This window comes from Chryseobacterium sp. FP211-J200 (genome assembly GCF_001643375.1).
Classification (GTDB): Bacteria; Bacteroidota; Bacteroidia; order Flavobacteriales; family Weeksellaceae; genus Epilithonimonas; species Epilithonimonas ginsengisoli.
On sequence record NZ_LSHB01000029.1, the window covers coordinates 1 to 17,874 of the forward strand.

Here is a 17,874-nt window from a genome sequence, read left to right on the forward strand (position 1 = left end):
ACTATATCAAAAAAACCACCAAATACTAGATCTCTTTATTGTCGGCTAAAATTGACTACTATTATTGTAATCAATTTTAGAAACAATTATATATGAATTACGCATACATCAGAGTAAGTACCGAAAGACAATCTGTCGAAAACCAACGATTTGAAATTACCAATTTTTCATCTGCCAAAAATATACAGATCGATAAATGGATAGAAGAAACAATTAGTTCTGTAGAAAGATTAGATCAACGAAAATTTGGTAAACTTCTAAATAAGATGAAGAAGGGTGATCAATTAATTGTAACAGAATTATCTAGAATGGGACGAAATCTTATGCAGATAATGAAGATTCTCCACGATTGTATGGAAAAGGAAATTATGGTCTATACCATAAAAGAAAACTATGAATTGGGCAATAATATTAACTCAAAAGTTCTCGCTTTTGCATTCGGTTTATCCGCAGAAATAGAAAGAAATCTAATTTCACAAAGAACAAAAGAAGCATTAGCAAGAAAGAAAGCAGAAGGAGTAATTCTTGGTAGACCCAAAGGGAGGAAGTCCGCAAAAACAAAACTTACTGGGCAAGAGAAAAAAATACAGGAATTACTAGGGAAAAAAGTCTCACATTCTGCAATTGGTAGAATTTTGGGCGTTCATCGTTTAACGGTTAGTCGTTTTGTCAAATATAAGATGGATAATTTTTGATTATGAGATGTTGCTAAAATTTCCAATAGAAACCAAAAAAAACAGATCTTATTATTCAAACTTAAGAGAAAATATCTAAATATTTAACGTATTTTTAAAAACTAAAAACCTAAAATAACTATGAGTTTCTATCAATATATTACAGAAAAACGTAATGACAGCCAAGAACTAAAATCCGTAATGGAAACAGTAGCTTCAAACCTTAAAAAACATAAAACAGATGAGATAAAACCAGGAGTTTTATTAGGACTTATCCAATCTGGAAAAACACGTGCTTTTTTGGGTGTTATGGCAAAATGTTTTGATGAAGATTATGATGTTGCTGTAGTGCTTACCAAAAATTCTGTAGCCTTGGTAGAGCAAACAATGAAACGTTTAAAATCGGAATTTGACAAACCTATTTCGTCTAAAAAACTTTACGTTTGGGATGTTATCAAATTGCAGAATTTAGACCAGTTAACGGGATATATTCTCAAAAATAAAGTCATTTTCGTAGTAAAAAAGGAAATGAAAAATATGGGTAAGCTTCACAAAATATTTGATGAAGTACCACAGTTGAAAGACAAAAATATTTTAATTATCGATGATGAGGCAGACCAAGCAAGTGTATCCTTTGTTAACGATAAAGAAAAAGAAGACGGAATGGATTTTGCGAAAATTGCTAAATCTCTTTCAGATTTTAGAATCAACCTTAAAGGCAGAAATAGTTTTTTGCAAGTAACCGCTACACCTTATTCTTTATACCTCCAACCCGAAGATTTAGAATTAAGCGGAGAAGAAACCGCACCCAACAGACCGGCTTTCACTCAATTATTGCATCCACACGCTGCTTATGTAGGTGGAGTATATTATTTTGAAGAGGCATTAAATAACGATTCGACAGCGTGTTACGTTTTTAACCAAGTTCCAGATGACCAGATAGACTACTTAAACGGAAAATCGAAAAGTACATCTACTTACAATAAAAAAGCATTAAGTAATGTTTTACGAACAGACAATTTTAAATCGATTAAAGATGCGGTAATTAATTATTTAGTAGGTGGAAGTATCAGGCAAATTCAAGAAGAAAACAGCAAAGATCCTTGGGCAGAAACCTATCATTCTGCATTCGTGTTGCATACAAGTGTGGGCAAAGCCATTCATTCACAGCAAAAAAACTTAATAGAAGAGATTTTATTTCAATTGAATCAACTATCGGAAGTTGAACTTTTAACGTATTTGAAATATGCTTATCACAAGTTAGAATTTTCATTAGAATTAATTGAAGCAAAAGTTCCAACCTTAGAAGCTGTGGTTGCCAATGTAAAGGAAGCTTTGGTCAATGAATATATCGGAATTACCGTAGTGAATTCAGAAAATCAGGTAGCTGAACTTTTAGGCGAAGATGGACAATTGCGTTTGGATAATCCTTATAATATTTTTATTGGCGGACAAACCCTCGACCGAGGAATAACAATTGACCATTTGATTGGATTCTATTACGGTAGAAATCCTAAAACTTTCCAGATGGATACCGTTTTACAACATTCCAGAATGTATGGAAGTAGAAGTGAAAATGATTTAGCAGTAACTCGCTTTTATACATCGTACAGGGTTTATGACGCGATGCGAAATATGCATTTCTTCGATCAAGATTTAAGAGAAAATATACAAAGAGATCCTAATGCAGTTGTTCGTTTCATTGCAAAACAAGGAACTGCCATCAAACCTTGCGGACCAAATAAGATAAAAGCTTCAAGTGTTATTTCTTTCAAAGAATATTCTCGTTTACTACCAATTGGATTCCAAACAAGAAGTAAAACGAATATTCAAAAAACAATTTTAGAAATTGATCAGATTTTATTGCCAATATTGGATGAAAATAAGGAAGGTATAATCACTTTAGAAATTTTAAAAGATATTTTGTCAAAAATTAATGAAACCTACACATATGAACCACAATTCGGAAATGTAGGTCTGAATTGGGATATTGATATTATTTTAAAAGCAGTGGAATTGGCATTGAGTTACAAAAAAACAAATCACATTGGGATTTACTTTCGAGAAGACAGAGAAACTTCCAGAACAAAAAATCAAGGACAAAGTTTTGCCGATGCACCAGATGATGGTAGAACTGATTTACCAAGATCAAAAGCAATGGCAGTTAATAAACCTGTCATAATGCTTTTAAAACAAACAGGAACATCAGCTGATGGATGGCGCGATGCTGAGTTCTATTGGCCTGTAGTAATGATGCCTGCTAATATGCCAAATTATGTTTATAGTGAAAGTTAAATGAAATTTACTAAACTATAAAAAAATGAACCAACAAATCCTCAATATACTTTATTCGAAATTAGAAACAAAATGGGTTACTGTTCCAATAAAACCATTTTCTTCAATAGCAAATTTACCAATTCAACTTGGCAGAAATGCTGGGATTTATCAGATAAAAACTGATACACCAATCAACATTCTTAAAAAATTTGGAGAAAGAAATGACAAGGCGCACTATAATTTTTCAAAGAAAATAGATGAATCATTCAAACTAAAAGATTTGTTTATCCCAGAAAATCTTTTGGACGGTTATGTTGTCTATACGGGGCACCAAAAATACCTAAGACAAAGATGTAAAGAACATTTCATTGGAAGTAGGGGAACAGGTTGTCTCAATATTTTTGAATTTGAAGAACTAAGAAAATATAATTGGTGGTTTGAATATTTGGAAGTTTCAAATTTTTTAGGATTTATAGACTCTCAATTATTACGAACTTATTTGGAACAATTGCATAGAGCCAATATTGGATGGCTGATTTTGTGCAGTCAATAAATGAATTATTCGAAGAATCTACTGTGATTTCACCGATAAAAGAAATGGTATAATTATCCCATTCTTAAAGGTTCGCTAAACTGTTAATTTCAAATTATAAATTATGTAAAATATCCTTGATTTTAGATAAACTTATTTCAGAGCTTATTTCCCGTATATTACTCTATGTGATTTTATATAAATTTTTGACCCTTCCATATAAATATTCTTTATCTAATTTCATCATGTTCACAAATCTAATATTTAAGACATAAATTATGTTTACATTGATTACATATTCAGCAATGAAACACATATAAATACCTTATTTTGTATCTTTCTAATATTCCACGAAAATTTAAGTTAGAAAATACCTTTTCTGTAATCTTAATAAACTAATTCTTACAGTTACTTCATAATAGACAAAGTCTTGATGAAGGTAATGTAAAAGCATAAATCTTCAAACATTATACTTGGCTAACAACACTCTAAGCTCCTCCACAATCTCATCTCTAAAACCATCCGGTGCAATTACTTTGACCCTATTCCCAAAAGACAAAATCTCTTTTTTGAAATCGTAAGTTAGAGATAAGAAATACCGGAAGAAAGTTCTTCCGTTTTCTTCTTTCAATATGGTTTGGGAATGATGTAAGGGCAAGGATTTAATGTAATTTCCCTGTTCCCAGTCGAAGGATAGAATGATTTCTTTTGGTTCACCGTCGGCAGAGATTATTCCAAAGCTGTTTTTGAAAGCTTCTTTTACGTTATATTGTTGTTTTTTAAACTTGGTACTTTTAATTTCTAAATCCATAATCCTGTCCAAAGCGTATGTTTTTACAAAGAGTTTATCAGCTTTATATTCATTTGCTAAAAGATACCAACGGTGCTGGAATTCCTTCAAAGCATAAGGTTCAACAGTACGTTGGGAAGTTTCGTCTGTCCAGAATTTGTTGTACGTGAAACTTAAAACATTTTGATGGAGGATGGCATGAATGATTCCGTGGAGCAAATTTAATCCTCTGGATTTTCTAGGTTCAAAAAATATGATTTCAGAATTGGCTTTAGCTTCCCTATAGGCTTCTACTAAAAGAAGATTATCAAAAACAGATTCTTCAGCATTTGTCAGCTCCTCATTTTCAATAAAATAAATTTTCTTGCTAAAATCAAAAATAATTTTGATGCCTAATACATTTTCCATCACTTCCCGATCTCGTTTGAAAGTACGTTCGGAGAAACTTAAATCTGCAAGATCCTTCTCCTGAAATTTTTTTTCAAGATATTGGTCAATTTCCAAATAGGTAGCCCCGCGATTTTTTCGGGTTCGTAAAAAATCCTGAATATACTGAAGCCGGAGCATTTGTTCTTGCTTTGCCATGGGTTGTTTTTATAAGTTTAAAATGGAAATATTAAGATGTCTTCATCCAATACGCTCCGGCATCCACCGATCGAAACGTCCCCGTTGAAGTGAGCGCAAAAATAATTTCTCCTCGCCTTGTTAGCGCATAAAATTCTCCTACTTCTTGCGAGCCTGAATATCGGACATTCCAAGAAATTCCTGCATTGTCTGAAATTTCTATAATAATAGGATTTGTTCGGGAGATTCTGATGAGTTTAATACCCATACTTGTGATTGTTGTCATGTCCTAGTTTCTGGAATTGATAAATCCTATTGCACATCTTTGTGGAATTATCATTTCTTCATCACAGAAAGATTCAATACTTTCGAGGTTCATCGGTACATTAGATATGATCTGCTGTATCTCAATTTTACGAATTATATTATCAATTTGCCCGCCTGAAAAATCAAATTTTTCTGCTAGCTTTTCACATTCATTTTCATCTAAATCAGGAATTTTAGATTCCCATATTTTGCTTCTTGTTTTATAATCAGGCTTTTTAAATAAAATTTTAAACAAAAATCTCCTTTCAAATGCCGTGTCCATATTTGTGGCTAAATTAGTTGTCGCCATTAGTATTCCCTCAAAATTTTCAAGTTCTTCGAGAATGATATTCTGCAATGCATTTTCTATTTGAGCAACATTCGATGAAATCACTTCCTTTCTTTGTGAAATGATAGCATCTGCTTCATTAAAAAGTAAAATTGGTGTCTGTTCACAATCTTTGGCAAAATTCTGGTAATCTGTAAAAATTTTTTTGATCATTTTTTCACTATCACCAAACCATTTCGATTTTGTTTGACTTATATCGACCTTCATAATCTGCCGGTTCGTTTCTTTTGCCATCTGATTGACAGCTTCCGTCTTTCCTGTTCCAGGTTGCCCATGCAGCAAAACCGTGATTCCTTTTAGTAAGCCTTTTTCTTTAAGTCTTTTCTGAGTCTCAATAAAATTCTCTTCCTGCAAAAGGTTTTTAAGCGTTTCTAGCTGTTTCATTTCTTCCAAGTCAAAAATGAGTTCTCTCAGAATAATGTCTGATGGCTCAATGATATTATTTTGCTTCTTTTTTTTAATAAATAATTTAATCTCACAATCATTTAATAGCTGCAATGAAACAGCCGTCAGCTTCATTTCTGTATCATTGAAAAAATCTGCAGGGACAGTCTCAATCCAATTATTTTTAATTAAAATATGATCTTCAGAAATCAGTTTTTGCATCTCATCGAATCTCGCTTGTTTCATATCATAAATACCTTCCAGAGCCCGCCCAATATCTGTTGTCTCGCTTCCAGAGATGGTTTTCCAGATCATATACAAAAAAAGATAAGTTTCTTCATTTCCTAATTCGAGCTGAGAAATTCTTTTGATGAGCGGCAAATGCATATTTTTTTTAATATGAAATTCTGTTTCTCTTAACAGTGTCATTGTTGAAATAATGTCCTCATCCCTTTTCGTGCCCAGATTATAGAGTTGTTCCAGAAGTTCAGTGATGCTTGATACATTTTTGGTTTTAATTTGTGGCAAAGGAAGTCCTTGTAATACGGCTTCAGTTATTTTTTCCTCAACTATATACTGGTCTCCTGCGCCTGCAATTTTCAGCCTGCATTTCGATTTCTCTTTCTGGAAAACCCCTTTCTTGCAAAGATCTTCAAGCTCCTCATGAAACTCCAGCATTCGCAGAGGACTACAACCGAAATAGTCACTTAAAATATTAAGATCTGCTGTATCACCTTTATAATTAAAAGTAAAAACCATTGCAATAAAAAAGGTTTGCACCTCGGTTGTCTTAAAATATTGGGATAGACTATCAAGCTCAATTTCTATACTTTTGAAGAATGATTCTTCCAAATGACAAGCTTTTGCTTTTTCATAGACTTTCCCGATATTTCCAAGGGTTTGCTTTCTTGTCGTTATCTCCATGTTCTTTTTTTTGACAAAGGTAGATGGGGAGTTGGACAAAGTATGGCGGGGTTAAATTTTTGTAAGAAACAAATCTATAATTTCTTCTTTATCTGTATTTACATTAATTATCTTATCGTTGTATTTCCAAACATATTTTATATTTTGATATTGAAAATATATGTCCCATCCCCAAAAATATGAAAGTAGCTTTTCATCAAATTTTAATCTTTGATCTGTCGAAATCTTGTCATAATGTTCAGACAATATTTTATTTCTATCATTACCTATGACATACTTTTTCCATTCTGCTCTTGTGTTGTAAGGATATAAAATATAGTTATTATACTCCCATCTTAGGAAAGAACCCTCTGGAATAACATTTAAGATTAGACTCTTATATAAATCTTCATGAACTAATCTGTGAGTTGGTTCGCCCATATTTGAGTCTTGCAACACCATATTTTCTAAATCCTCTATTCTTTCAGTATCTAATATGATTTGTAAGTAGAATATTATTTTAGAATTTTTTAGCAATCTGCTCCAATTTTCCTTAGATGAATCAAACGGCATTTTATCCCACAAAAGTCCCCATTTATCAAATCTACTTATTAAAGACCTCATTAAAATTGAATTAGTTTTATATAAATTGGTAACCCCTTTTTCATAAAAAAACTCAAAAGCTTTTTCTTTCCATTTCTTGAAAATATCAAAATTTGAATTTTCAGCATTGTTAAACAAAAAGCCAATGTTCCCTCTAAATAGGCCGTGATCTTCAGCATGGTCTATTTGCATATTCCAGTTCATCCCAGGATTGTTCAATATTAAAATTGCTTTTATTTTTTCTTCTTTAATTTGTGTACCAAAAAATCGAACGTTATCACAATTCCCATCTTTAAGATTCTGTAGAATGTTTACTTTAAATGGTAACAATGTGTATAAAGCTTTTATTGCATTGATATATGTTGTTGGGCTATCAATTGTTGAATGCTCTACAATATTTCGAGCGAATCTCATCCAATTTTGAAAATTCTCATCAATATTTTGGTTATCGATTAAATATTTAGTCTGTGCTGCAAATAAAATCCTTTGAGCATAGGTTGCGCCAATGTAGCGTCCATTTATATCGTTACTATTATTTTTTATTATCTCAAGAAATAGAGTGCTGTCATTATTATAATTCCACATCGGAACTTTTTCTAATTTTAAACAGTCAAAGTTTTCTTTGGAATATAGGTCTAAAGTTTCAAGTAAATAGTCAAACAAATCCTTATTTTCAAAGTCTTCCACTTTTATCTGTGACGGATTGTTATAAAGTTGACGAACTTTTTCGTCGTTATTATTTAATGCGTAGCTCTCAATTGCTAATGCAGAAAAGAAAGTTAAAATTTCAAAATCAATTAAAGATTTTTTAGTCTTTCGATGTTTCCAAAACAAATCAGTCCAAACAGTATCTATTTTATGAGCAAAAGTATCTTTAAGATCCATGCGATCTTCCCATTTATTGTGCTCAATAAACTGCTCAAATTTCGCTTTAAAATTCTCAAACTCTGTAAGAGGCTTTCCTCTTGCATTCATTTTTATATATAAATCATCAGAAAGTCCAAAATCCTGAAGCTCGATAAAGTGAAAGGAGATATTGTTAAGCCTATCCCAAAGTGTTTCGTTTTCAGCTTTAAATTTTTCGTGAATGGCATCCAGCATTTTTAACATGGATTGAATTGTAGGATCTCTTTTCCAGGAAAGAAAAAACCAAGAGCTGTCAACAATTAATTCAGATACTGATTTAGTTTCATCGTAATTAATCCCTTTAGAAACCAGATTCTCACAAAATTCTCTTGAACTGGTTCTTGTTTCATAAGTGAATTTTGAAAGTATATTTTCTGTGTTAGTGATTGATGGATTTTTTGTAGCTGCATACCAATGCAGAAGAAACAGTGTGGTTAATCTTTGTTGCCCATCTAATGGTTTGAAAATGCCTTTACGCACATCTCCGTAAACAAAATCTAACTCTAATTTTTCGCCAGTAGTAACAGCTCCATGCAATGAATTGAGAAAATTTTCTCTTAATTCTTCTTTCCCTTCACGACCTTGAGCATAATCACGTTGAATTATTGGGAGAACCACTTCATATTTACAATCACTAATTAATGATTGAAACGTTAGTAATTTTGATGTAGGATTATTGCTCATTCTGTGTAACTTTTTGTGGTTGTAGGTATGGTTTTAGTGTTTGCTTAATATCATTTAAATAACTTTCTCGATCTGTTTCTTCCCATTTACTGATTTGTTTTGTGCAGCCCTCGTAGTATTTTTGAAATACTTTTTTTGTTGAAATTAGGATAAATGCCCCCTCTTTCTCCAATGATATTATTCTTTCTCTTTTAACCGGGAAAATTCCATTATTGAGTTTAGAGTTATCGTTTTTAGAAAGTAATGCCATATTTTCGATAGAATGAACTTCCGTGTCACCAAAATGAACACTTATATCTTTGATCAAAACGGGAATTTTCTCTTTAGTTTTTTCTGTATGAAAATTGCTAATCTCGTTTTGTAAATCATTGTGAAGCAGTTTTACGTCTATATTTCCTAACCAATTTTCAAAATCTTCTACTTCTGTAATTTCCTCAGAATTCTGTGCATGAATATGTTCTAAGCTCCACCCTCCTTTTTTCTTATCTTTATATTTATCAAAAGGAAATTTTAGTGACTGATCTTCACTTTTCAAAGTAGTAAGTACATTGTGCAAAAGTAAAATTCTAATTATTTGACTATTATCAGAACCATAAATAAGTTCTTCAATACTTTTTTTGTGGGAAATTCGTTTCATTATAAGACTATCTAACTCTTCTTTAAATTTATTTTTTGTTAAATCTCTATTTAAAGCGAGAATTTTAGTAATGTTTTCTCCAACTGTAATTAGATATCCTACTTTATGGTATAATTCTCTGTCATTAAACCATTCCTCCAAAGTTTGGAAGTAATTTTTTACTTGTTTCCAATTATCTTCAATCGTTTTTTGGTCAGATACTTTGAATTTATCTGCAAAAAACCTGAATGTTGAATAATTATCATTCCCAAATGTTTCAAAATTTTCTGTCTGAGATTTTTCTTTTTCAATTTCAAAGATTAAATCAAACATAAACTCAATTCTTGTTGGCAAGTTATTTTCTGCCTTGTTTACAAAAAGCCAGAAAGTATCATTTTGAAGAGCATACTCAATCCTATCCCACTCTGAAGCTATTTCGAGTTGTTTCAACCGCAATTTTTCAAAATCAATCTGCCCTTCGACATTTTTAAAATTTGAACTGTTGAGAAAAAGTGCTTTGATCAGTTCAGCATTTGTTAAAGGAATTTTCCCACTATTTATTCTTGTAAAGACATCGATTGAATCGCCTGAAGTTTCATACCATATAACTTTTGAGAATAGTTTAAATTTTTCGCAGAAAGCAACTTTATTTTCCAAAGTTTTATTTTCAAACCATTTATTAATTGTTCTAAATGCATTATAAATGTGATGAAAATCTATATTTTCAGAAGAATTTTCTTTCGTTTTTTCAAAAATGTTTGTTAAAAATTCTTCACTCAACTCCCTTGTTTCATATTTTATTGAGAAAGGGTTTGATGTAGAATCATCGAAATACTTAATTATAAGATAGATTGTCGTCAATCTTTGTTGTCCATCAATTACATCATACCACAATCCAGATAAATTATTATTTTCCTTTTCATCTTTCGCTTTTACGACGATCGGTTGTAGGCAATACCAAGAACCATCAGAAGAGTTCGCAATGTCTTTTGGGGAAAACTCGTCAATATCGTTTAGTAAATCTTTAACTTGTGTTTGTGTCCATCGATATCCCCTTTGATATGATGGTATGAAGAATTGATAATCTAAGAGTTCTTGTACGCTTTTGATTGAAATATGATTACTCACAAAATTTTATTTTTGGTTATTAACATGTATTAAAAACAACTCCGCACAAGCTTTCGCATCGCTCAGTGCATCGTGGTGGTTTAGTGAAATATTATACTGACCACAAAGTGAAGCCAGATTTTGTTTAAAGATTCTGTAGGTACAATGTTTATCGTATGCCGGGGCAGTCATTCCGTAATATTCTAGTGTCTTTTGAAGTACAGGAAAATCGAAAGACAAACCATTGTGAGCCACAACGGTTTGTCCTTTAATAAATGGTTCAATCTGATGCCAAACTTGATTGAAAGTCGCGGCATTCTTTGTCATCATCGGTGTGATACCATGAATCTCGGTGAATCGTGGCCAGTAATAGTTATCCGGTGGTTGTACAAGAAGATTAACTTCATTGGTTACGACTCCGTTCTCTACACGTACAAGCCCTACCTGGCATATCGTGTGGCGAAAACCCTGCGCGGTTTCAAAATCGATTGCTGTGAAGTTTTTCATTTATAATGCTGGCTGATGTTTCTTTGTTGGACTTTTTGAACACGAAAGCGAGGTTAAACTCGATAAGCTGGAGTATTTAGCTCCACAACACTTACAAGTGTATTGAGATTTTTCAGAGCCTTCGTAAAGGGCGTGTTTTTTTCCTTCAGGATTTTTTGAAAACGATAATGAAGTTAAAGAAGATACACTTGAGTAATTGCTACCGCACCATTTGCAATAAAATTTTGACATTGTAATTAGATTTTTGTTTTGCCTATCATTGAGAGTAGGCTTTCCTTGTTTTCGGGAACAAAGGTACTGGGTGACATAGCCGAACGATGGCCGGGTCATTTGTGTTATTAATAAATGTAAAGAGGTATCATTAAATACCTCTTTTTATAGTATTTATTCAACTAAATTAAGCTTTTTGAACTTCATTTTCTGCCTTATGTTTTTTGTATAAATCATCAAATATTTTTGACAGATCATCAAGATTGATAACCATTCCACTTTTATAATATGCATTACATGCCCATCCAAAAGCAAATGTCATAGAGGCGGCAACGGCAGATGCTACGGCCATCGTAGCGATTTCAACTAGTTGGGCACCTGGAATCCATCCAGCAGCTTTAAGGGCGGTAATCGTCCATCTTGTTATTTGCTTTCCAATACTTCCAGTAACCGTTGATGCAACTATTTTCATTATGTCTTGCTTACTAGGCTCAAAATCATAGACGTATGCAATTTTTAATGCCAAGGTGGTCTGGATTCCTGTTAGTGCAATTAAATCAGCACCAGGAATTGGTAATGCACCAACTGCAGCAGCAGCTCCCGTCGCAATATTAATTAACTTTTTTACGGATTGCTCTTTGTATTTTGACACCTTTAAAAAAAGTAGGTCTTTACCTATTGTTTCTAAAGTTTTAGTTATTTCTGAATGTAATTGTTGAACGCCTTCTCCAGTTTTAGATGATATTGCAATTGCAGAATATCCAACTTCTTCCCTTATCTGATTTAAAACATCTACTCTTTCGTTTGGATCAAGTGCATCTATTTTATTTAATACAATTATAACAGGTTTACCAAGCTTATCTATTTCCTGAAATGCTCTTTTTTCGTGAGCAGTCATTCCTGATGCTGCATTGATAAAATATAAAATAACATCTGCAGTATTTTCAACAAAATCAGAGGCTTTTTTACTTACATCAGAATCAATATCAAATAACCCGGGTGTATCTGCAATATAAATTCCTTTCGAAAGCTCATAAAGAGAAACATTTTTTGTCCATCCAGCTCGAGCTTTAACTTCTGTATAGTTTTTTCCCGTTAAAGCATTTATCGTTGATGATTTTCCTGCGTTTACACTTCCTATTAAGGAAATTATTAATTTTTGATTTGTAATTTTTTCAAATTCTTCGTGTTTATCATCGTAAGACTTATTGAATGCATTCTCATACTCTTTCGAATCAAATTCGGGATTTTCCATGTAAATTGTTTTTTTTATGATTATTTAAATTTTTACTTCAAAAGGTTAAATTTTGATCAAAAATACTAATAAACTATGCCGATATGTGACCGGGTTTAAATTTATTACACATAAGTTTTGATTTTTATTCAATTTCGTTATCTATTGCTAAGAGCTTTGAAGGACAGATTTTAAGTTTTAAATCTTTTAATTATGTTAAATTTTTCAAATATAACAACTAAGTATAAAAAATCATTACGGGATTCCGTAAAACAGATAAATATTTAATTTATACATCTATCAAAAAATTGTGGAAAATTGATACTTAGGGATTTTTAGATAATGGATTGAAAATGAATGAGTTTGCATTTTATCAATAAATAGGAGATGGACATTAAACGTTGCTAAAATTCTGGATAATCAAAAAAATGAAAAAATAAAGAAAAATGTCAATTAAGAAATTACTAGATTCATCTTATTTTATTTCAAAACAATAGCCGAATATTGTCTCAGCATAAAAACAAGAAGTGGAATTTGTAATTTTATTTTATGCAATCTACGGTAACCCAAAACTGATAATATATCATATTAATTATATTTGATTGGTTATCTAAAAATTGATAAAGGACAGACGCTTATCTTTTTATCACATAGCCAGTTGAATTGGGGATATGCGCTATAATATAGCATGTACATACAAGTTTTGCGTCATTATAAACAGCACTATGAAAAAATTTATATACTATCCAAATTTAGAACCACCAAATACAGAGTGGTTGAAATTTTCAATTCTGTATCTAGAAAAATTTGAAAGTATTGTTCCTTATGGAAGACAGCATTTAATTTCTGACGATTATAGAAAATTATTAAATGAAACTGATTTGGTTGAAATGTATTCACCTGAATATCTTCAAGGAGAACGTGCTTCAATTAAATCAATTGAAGAGGCTGAAAGATTCTTACAAAATCCTTATAGGAGAGCACCGCTGATGAACCAAATTAATATCGAAAGAAGTTGGCGGAATGACCAAAATTGGACATATCAAATTTTTTCAGAAAAATTTTCATATCAATTTGGCGAGTTTTGTGAAAGAGAAAATATTGGACGCATAAATGGCGAAGGATTAATTTTGCCGAAAGAATTAGCTTTTTTATTTATGACCCATCTAGCACAAGAAATTTCATACGAAAGAAATGGTTCAATTATAACCGATAATGTAGAATTCGACAACTATTCAAATTTTTCCAGAGTCCACAATCCTGGTACAATTAATAGAAATAAGTTTATGAAAGGAATTATAAGCTTACTTGTTCCTGCTAATATTTCTGAAATTAGTTTTGATACATTAATTGAGTTTAGGAATAGAAACAGAGAAAGTATCAAGGCTTTCAATAATCAAATTAATCTCCTAGAAGATTCGATTGGAAATGGCATCACTGAAAGGCAATTTGTTAATAGTTTTAATGATATTTATTCTGAGTTAACAAGAGAAATTGTGCTAATGGGAATTGGACTCGCTTCAATACCATTTGCAACTTATATGCTTATAAATAACCCTCAAGCATTATCTGCTGAATATTCCAAAGAAATATTGGGAGCATTAGGTATTGGACTTGGTGGAACTTATGCTGTAAAAAGAGCTCTTTTTGATACAAGAGAAAGAAGGCTTTGTAAAAAATATTTAGCAAATATTGAACGATTAAAATAACGAACGCACAATAAGGGACTTACAATATGGAAAGGGCAGTTAGAGGAACGGCTAAATTAGCTGTACGTTTGTAATAATATTATAAATCAACTTTCATTACCAGTTTTTATAGAAAATTTGAGATTGCGCGCACCCTGTATGCGTAAAGATAAAGATACTCTAGGAGACAACTCCAGAAACGAAGGGCGATTTTACTCTCAATACCCTTTAAATTTGTATCAAATTTAAAGGGTATTGAGTAGAATAGCAAAATAAATTTAAAACTAATGAAAAGTATTGATAATAAAATACTTGATAAAATAAAGAAAGCCAAGAGGGGTTCGCTTTTTTATACAGAAGATTTTTTATCTTTTGGTAACTACAAAGCTGTTTCTAAAGCATTAGAGCGTTTGGTTAACGAAAAGAAAGTTTGTCGAGTTGCTAGAGGTATCTTTTCTATTTTAGAGCAGGATCCTCATTTAGGTGAGATTATGCCAACGGCAGAAAAGATTACAGAATCTATAAGAAAAAGGGACAAAGCTCGAATTATTCTGATAGGTGTGTTATCTCTAAATAAACTCGGATTGTCGTCACAAGTGCCAATGAATCTGGTTTATCATACAGACGGATCAGCTAGAACTGTCAAAGTAGGTAATCGAAATATTGTTTTTAAAAAAGCAAGCCCCAAAAATTTAGCTGTAATTGGAAATATTAGTGGTATAGTAATTCAGGCTCTACGAGAAAGAGGAAAAGATAATGTAACAGATGATGAAATTCAAACGGTCTTAAATCACTTGAAAAATGAAGAGCTATACCGTTTAGAACATGACATTAAATTAGCTCCTGAATGGATCAGAGTAATAATGCGTAAAGCTTTGACTAATTCAAATGAAAAATAAATTCTAAACTTACCGGAGAAAACAAGAATTAATGCATTCAATCACGTTGCAGAAAAGAAAGGGATTACACCTTTTGCTGTTGAAAAAGACTGGTGGGTTACGCAAAGTTTGTCTATAATATTTGAAATGGAGGAAGACTGCACCGAAACAGAAACTTTCTGCGCGCAGAAATCTAATACACAAGGGATGTAATAGAAAAGATAAGAAATCTAAAAATTGATGCAGGGTCAACCAATAAAAACACTTATCTCAATCGATACACATGATGATGAGTTTAGCTATTCGCCGATTACAGAGAAAGAGGAGTATTAGAACTTGCTAGAGAAGGCGACGAATGTTAAGGAGTTATAAGGGAATTAACAATCAAATAAACAGAAAAATCTTCTATCTCATCGTTATTTGTAAAAATAAGCACATTGCAATGTGCTTATTTTTACTAAATTTGTATAAATAAGCAAAAAAATGAGTAATTCAAGACTTATTCCGACAGAAAAAATTATCGAAAGATTACAATATGAAAATCCTTGGTGGATAACTCAGGAAATTCCGACGGTATATAAAGAAATGTCGAAACGTTTGTATTTCGAGTTATTTTATCCTTTTGTAAAAGAAAAAGAAATTCGTCGTGCAGTGGTTTTAATGGGGCCACGACGTGTTGGAAAAACCGTTATGATGTTTCATACTATTGATCAGTTAATTGCTGAAAAAATTAATCCACAACGTATATTTTTCGTACCTATAGATAATCCTATCTATGTGCATCTTAGTTTACAAGAGATTTTAGATCTTTGCAAAGAAGCTTTAAAAATATCAAACTTAGAAGATTGCTATGTTTTTTTTGACGAAATACAATACTTAAAAGATTGGGAGCGACACTTAAAAGTATTAGTAGATAGCTATCCAAATACGAAATTTATCGTTTCAGGTTCAGCCGCTGCTGCATTAAAATGGCATAGCACAGAAAGTGGCGCAGGAAGGTTTACTGATTTTATGTTGCCACCCTTAACTTTCCAAGAATTTATACATTTAAAAAACAAAAATCATTTAGTGAAAAATGGTTTTATAGAATATGGAGAAAAACAACTTCCATATTTTATTCCACATGATATTGATGAATTAAACAAAGAATTTTTACAATACCTCAATTTTGGAGGTTATCCGGAAGTGGTTTTATCTGAAAAAATTCAGAAAGATATGGGACGGTATGTAAAAAATGATATTGTAGATAAAGTCCTTCTTCGAGATTTACCCAGTTTATATGGGATAAAAGATGTACAAGAGTTGAATCGTTTTTTCACTTATATCGCTTATAACACTGGAAATGAATTTTCTTATGAAACAATGTCAAGAGAAAGTGGCATACAAAAAGAAACCTTAAAAAAATATTTAGAATATTTGGACGCTGCATTCCTAATTAAGGTTCTCAACAAGGTAGATGTAAATGCGAAGCGATTTAAAAGAATTACAAGCTTTAAGGTATATCTTACCAATCCATCTTTGCGAACGGCTCTATTTTCACCTGTTAAAGAAACAGACAGCGAAATGGGGAACATGGTTGAAACTGCAGTATTGTCCCAATGGATGCACCGTGAAAATTTGGATTTAACCTATGCTCGCTGGAAAGACGGTAGAGTTGAGGGAGAAGTAGATTTGGTGTTGGTGGACGATAAAAAATTTAAGCCAGTTTGGGGAGTAGAAATCAAATGGAGCAATCGTTTCTATGAAATGCCACAAGATTTGAGTAGCCTCATACAATTTTGTAAAGCAAATCAATTGAATAGTGCTTTGGTAACAACAATTGCTAGAATAGGAACAAAGAAAGTAAGTGATCTAAATTTCACTTTTGTGCCTGCATGTGTTTATGCATACAATATTGGTGAAAATACATTGAGAATGAAATCTACCAATTAACAGTATTATTAAAAATGTTTATTTAAAAGCAATTTCAAAAGATCTTGCAGCACTTTAAAACTGTACCACTTTTGTATCTTGAGCTGCAATCTACATTAATAAGCGCTTCTTTAAATACTTTAGCGGGGGTTGAATAACAAGTGAAAAAAGATTAATTTAATTTATTAAATAATTTAGAGCTATCATCAGTAATGAGCTTTTAATATTGCCGAAACAGTCAAAAATATTTGAACTGTAAGAAAATGGAAGCTATAATTTTTAAAAAATCGGTACATTTGTAATACAATAGTATTATTTATTGCTAAAATACAACACTAAATAATACTATTCTGTTACTTGTATCACTTTCCAAAACCGAAAAAAAATTAGTCAATAATATCCGTAAAAGACGATTGCAAATGAATCTAACACGGGAAGGTTTGGCTGAAAGATCAGGTGTTCCTTTACGAACTCTCAGGAAATTTGAGCAAAAAGGCTTGATCTCTTTGGATTCATTTCTAAAATTGCTTTCAGTTGTTGGTGGTTTAGAAGAAATGGTTTATATTTTAAAACCGAAGGAACAGAGTTTTAAATCAATTGATGATGTACTAAAATCAGAAAAAAAAACCATTAAAAAACGAGGAAGCATAAAATGAAAATAGGAAGCAGAGAAATAAATATAGGATTGAATTTTGGTTCTGGAATTTAACCTCTAGCATGTCTGACAATTCATAATTAACCTGAGTTCGGG

General features: G+C 31.8%; 14 protein-coding genes. 7 read left to right on the top strand and 7 right to left on the bottom strand.

Going from position 1 to position 17,874, the window contains the following annotated elements:
- The first annotated feature begins 92 nt into the window (after window positions 1-92).
- From AXA65_RS10395 to AXA65_RS10405, 3 genes are all read left to right on the top strand, one after another.
- Window positions 93-695 (top strand): master DNA invertase Mpi family serine-type recombinase, encoded by a 603-nt coding sequence (locus AXA65_RS10395; protein ID WP_063970037.1) that lies wholly within the window; start codon window positions 93-95, stop codon window positions 693-695.
- 120 nt (window positions 696-815) lie between these two features.
- Entirely contained in the window at window positions 816-2,969 is a 2,154-nt protein-coding gene (locus AXA65_RS10400; protein ID WP_063970038.1) for a Z1 domain-containing protein, read from the top strand.
- Between the two features lie 25 nt (window positions 2,970-2,994).
- On the top strand, window positions 2,995-3,504 hold the full coding sequence (locus AXA65_RS10405; RefSeq protein ID WP_063970039.1) for a hypothetical protein: 510 nt from the start codon (window positions 2,995-2,997) through the stop codon (window positions 3,502-3,504).
- A 439-nt stretch (window positions 3,505-3,943) separates the two neighbouring features.
- Here AXA65_RS10405 and AXA65_RS10410 read toward each other — a convergent pair whose 3' ends face one another.
- The 7 genes from AXA65_RS10410 to AXA65_RS10440 form a co-directional block, all read right to left on the bottom strand.
- The gene (locus tag AXA65_RS10410) at window positions 3,944-4,858 is read right to left on the bottom strand and encodes a helix-turn-helix transcriptional regulator (protein ID WP_063970040.1); all 915 of its coding nucleotides are present in this window, start codon (window positions 4,856-4,858) and stop codon (window positions 3,944-3,946) included.
- Window positions 4,859-4,889: 31 nt separating this feature from the next.
- Window positions 4,890-5,123, bottom strand: coding sequence for a hypothetical protein (locus tag AXA65_RS10415; RefSeq protein ID WP_063970041.1), 234 nt, complete (start codon window positions 5,121-5,123; stop codon window positions 4,890-4,892).
- Window positions 5,124-5,126: 3 nt separating this feature from the next.
- On the bottom strand, window positions 5,127-6,728 hold the full coding sequence (locus tag AXA65_RS10420; protein ID WP_228391664.1) for an ATP-binding protein: 1,602 nt from the start codon (window positions 6,726-6,728) through the stop codon (window positions 5,127-5,129).
- A gap of 123 nt (window positions 6,729-6,851) precedes the next feature.
- Window positions 6,852-8,972 carry a DUF262 domain-containing protein gene (locus AXA65_RS10425; RefSeq protein ID WP_063970043.1) on the bottom strand — a complete coding sequence of 707 codons (2,121 nt, stop codon included), beginning with the start codon at window positions 8,970-8,972 and terminating at the stop codon, window positions 6,852-6,854.
- Entirely contained in the window at window positions 8,962-10,716 is a 1,755-nt protein-coding gene (locus AXA65_RS10430) for a DUF262 domain-containing protein (protein WP_063970044.1), read from the bottom strand. Before AXA65_RS10430 ends, AXA65_RS10425 begins: the two co-directional genes overlap by 11 nt.
- Window positions 10,717-10,722: 6 nt before the next feature.
- The gene (locus tag AXA65_RS10435) at window positions 10,723-11,202 is read right to left on the bottom strand and encodes a 3'-5' exonuclease (protein ID WP_063970045.1); all 480 of its coding nucleotides are present in this window, start codon (window positions 11,200-11,202) and stop codon (window positions 10,723-10,725) included.
- 397 nt (window positions 11,203-11,599) lie between these two features.
- Window positions 11,600-12,667 (bottom strand): GTPase, encoded by a 1,068-nt coding sequence (locus AXA65_RS10440; protein WP_063970046.1) that lies wholly within the window; start codon window positions 12,665-12,667, stop codon window positions 11,600-11,602.
- A gap of 704 nt (window positions 12,668-13,371) precedes the next feature.
- Here AXA65_RS10440 and AXA65_RS10445 point away from each other — a divergent pair.
- From AXA65_RS10445 to AXA65_RS10460, 4 genes are all read left to right on the top strand, one after another.
- Window positions 13,372-14,355 (top strand): hypothetical protein, encoded by a 984-nt coding sequence (locus AXA65_RS10445; RefSeq protein ID WP_063970047.1) that lies wholly within the window; start codon window positions 13,372-13,374, stop codon window positions 14,353-14,355.
- Between the two features lie 266 nt (window positions 14,356-14,621).
- The gene (locus tag AXA65_RS10450; RefSeq protein WP_063970048.1) at window positions 14,622-15,233 is read left to right on the top strand and encodes a DUF6088 family protein; all 612 of its coding nucleotides are present in this window, start codon (window positions 14,622-14,624) and stop codon (window positions 15,231-15,233) included.
- A gap of 462 nt (window positions 15,234-15,695) precedes the next feature.
- Window positions 15,696-17,144, top strand: coding sequence for an ATP-binding protein (locus AXA65_RS10455; RefSeq protein ID WP_063970049.1), 1,449 nt, complete (start codon window positions 15,696-15,698; stop codon window positions 17,142-17,144).
- Window positions 17,145-17,521: 377 nt separating this feature from the next.
- Complete coding sequence (locus AXA65_RS10460; protein WP_228391665.1) at window positions 17,522-17,779, top strand: helix-turn-helix domain-containing protein; 258 nt, start codon at window positions 17,522-17,524, stop codon at window positions 17,777-17,779.
- Window positions 17,780-17,874: the final 95 nt, after the last annotated feature.

Bases quoted from the DNA above. Each gene is read 5' to 3' on its own strand.
- AXA65_RS10445 (WP_063970047.1), top strand. From the start codon at position 13,372: ATGAAAAAATTTATATACTATCCAAATTTAGAACCACCAAATACAGAG.
- AXA65_RS10455 (WP_063970049.1), top strand. From the start codon at position 15,696: ATGAGTAATTCAAGACTTATTCCGACAGAAAAAATTATCGAAAGATTA.
- AXA65_RS10400 (WP_063970038.1), top strand. From the start codon at position 816: ATGAGTTTCTATCAATATATTACAGAAAAACGTAATGACAGCCAAGAA.
- AXA65_RS10440 (WP_063970046.1), bottom strand. From the start codon at position 12,667: ATGGAAAATCCCGAATTTGATTCGAAAGAGTATGAGAATGCATTCAAT.
- AXA65_RS10450 (WP_063970048.1), top strand. From the start codon at position 14,622: ATGAAAAGTATTGATAATAAAATACTTGATAAAATAAAGAAAGCCAAG.
- AXA65_RS10405 (WP_063970039.1), top strand. From the start codon at position 2,995: ATGAACCAACAAATCCTCAATATACTTTATTCGAAATTAGAAACAAAA.
- AXA65_RS10415 (WP_063970041.1), bottom strand. From the start codon at position 5,123: ATGACAACAATCACAAGTATGGGTATTAAACTCATCAGAATCTCCCGA.
- AXA65_RS10410 (WP_063970040.1), bottom strand. From the start codon at position 4,858: ATGGCAAAGCAAGAACAAATGCTCCGGCTTCAGTATATTCAGGATTTT.
- AXA65_RS10395 (WP_063970037.1), top strand. From the start codon at position 93: ATGAATTACGCATACATCAGAGTAAGTACCGAAAGACAATCTGTCGAA.
- AXA65_RS10425 (WP_063970043.1), bottom strand. From the start codon at position 8,972: ATGAGCAATAATCCTACATCAAAATTACTAACGTTTCAATCATTAATT.
- AXA65_RS10435 (WP_063970045.1), bottom strand. From the start codon at position 11,202: ATGAAAAACTTCACAGCAATCGATTTTGAAACCGCGCAGGGTTTTCGC.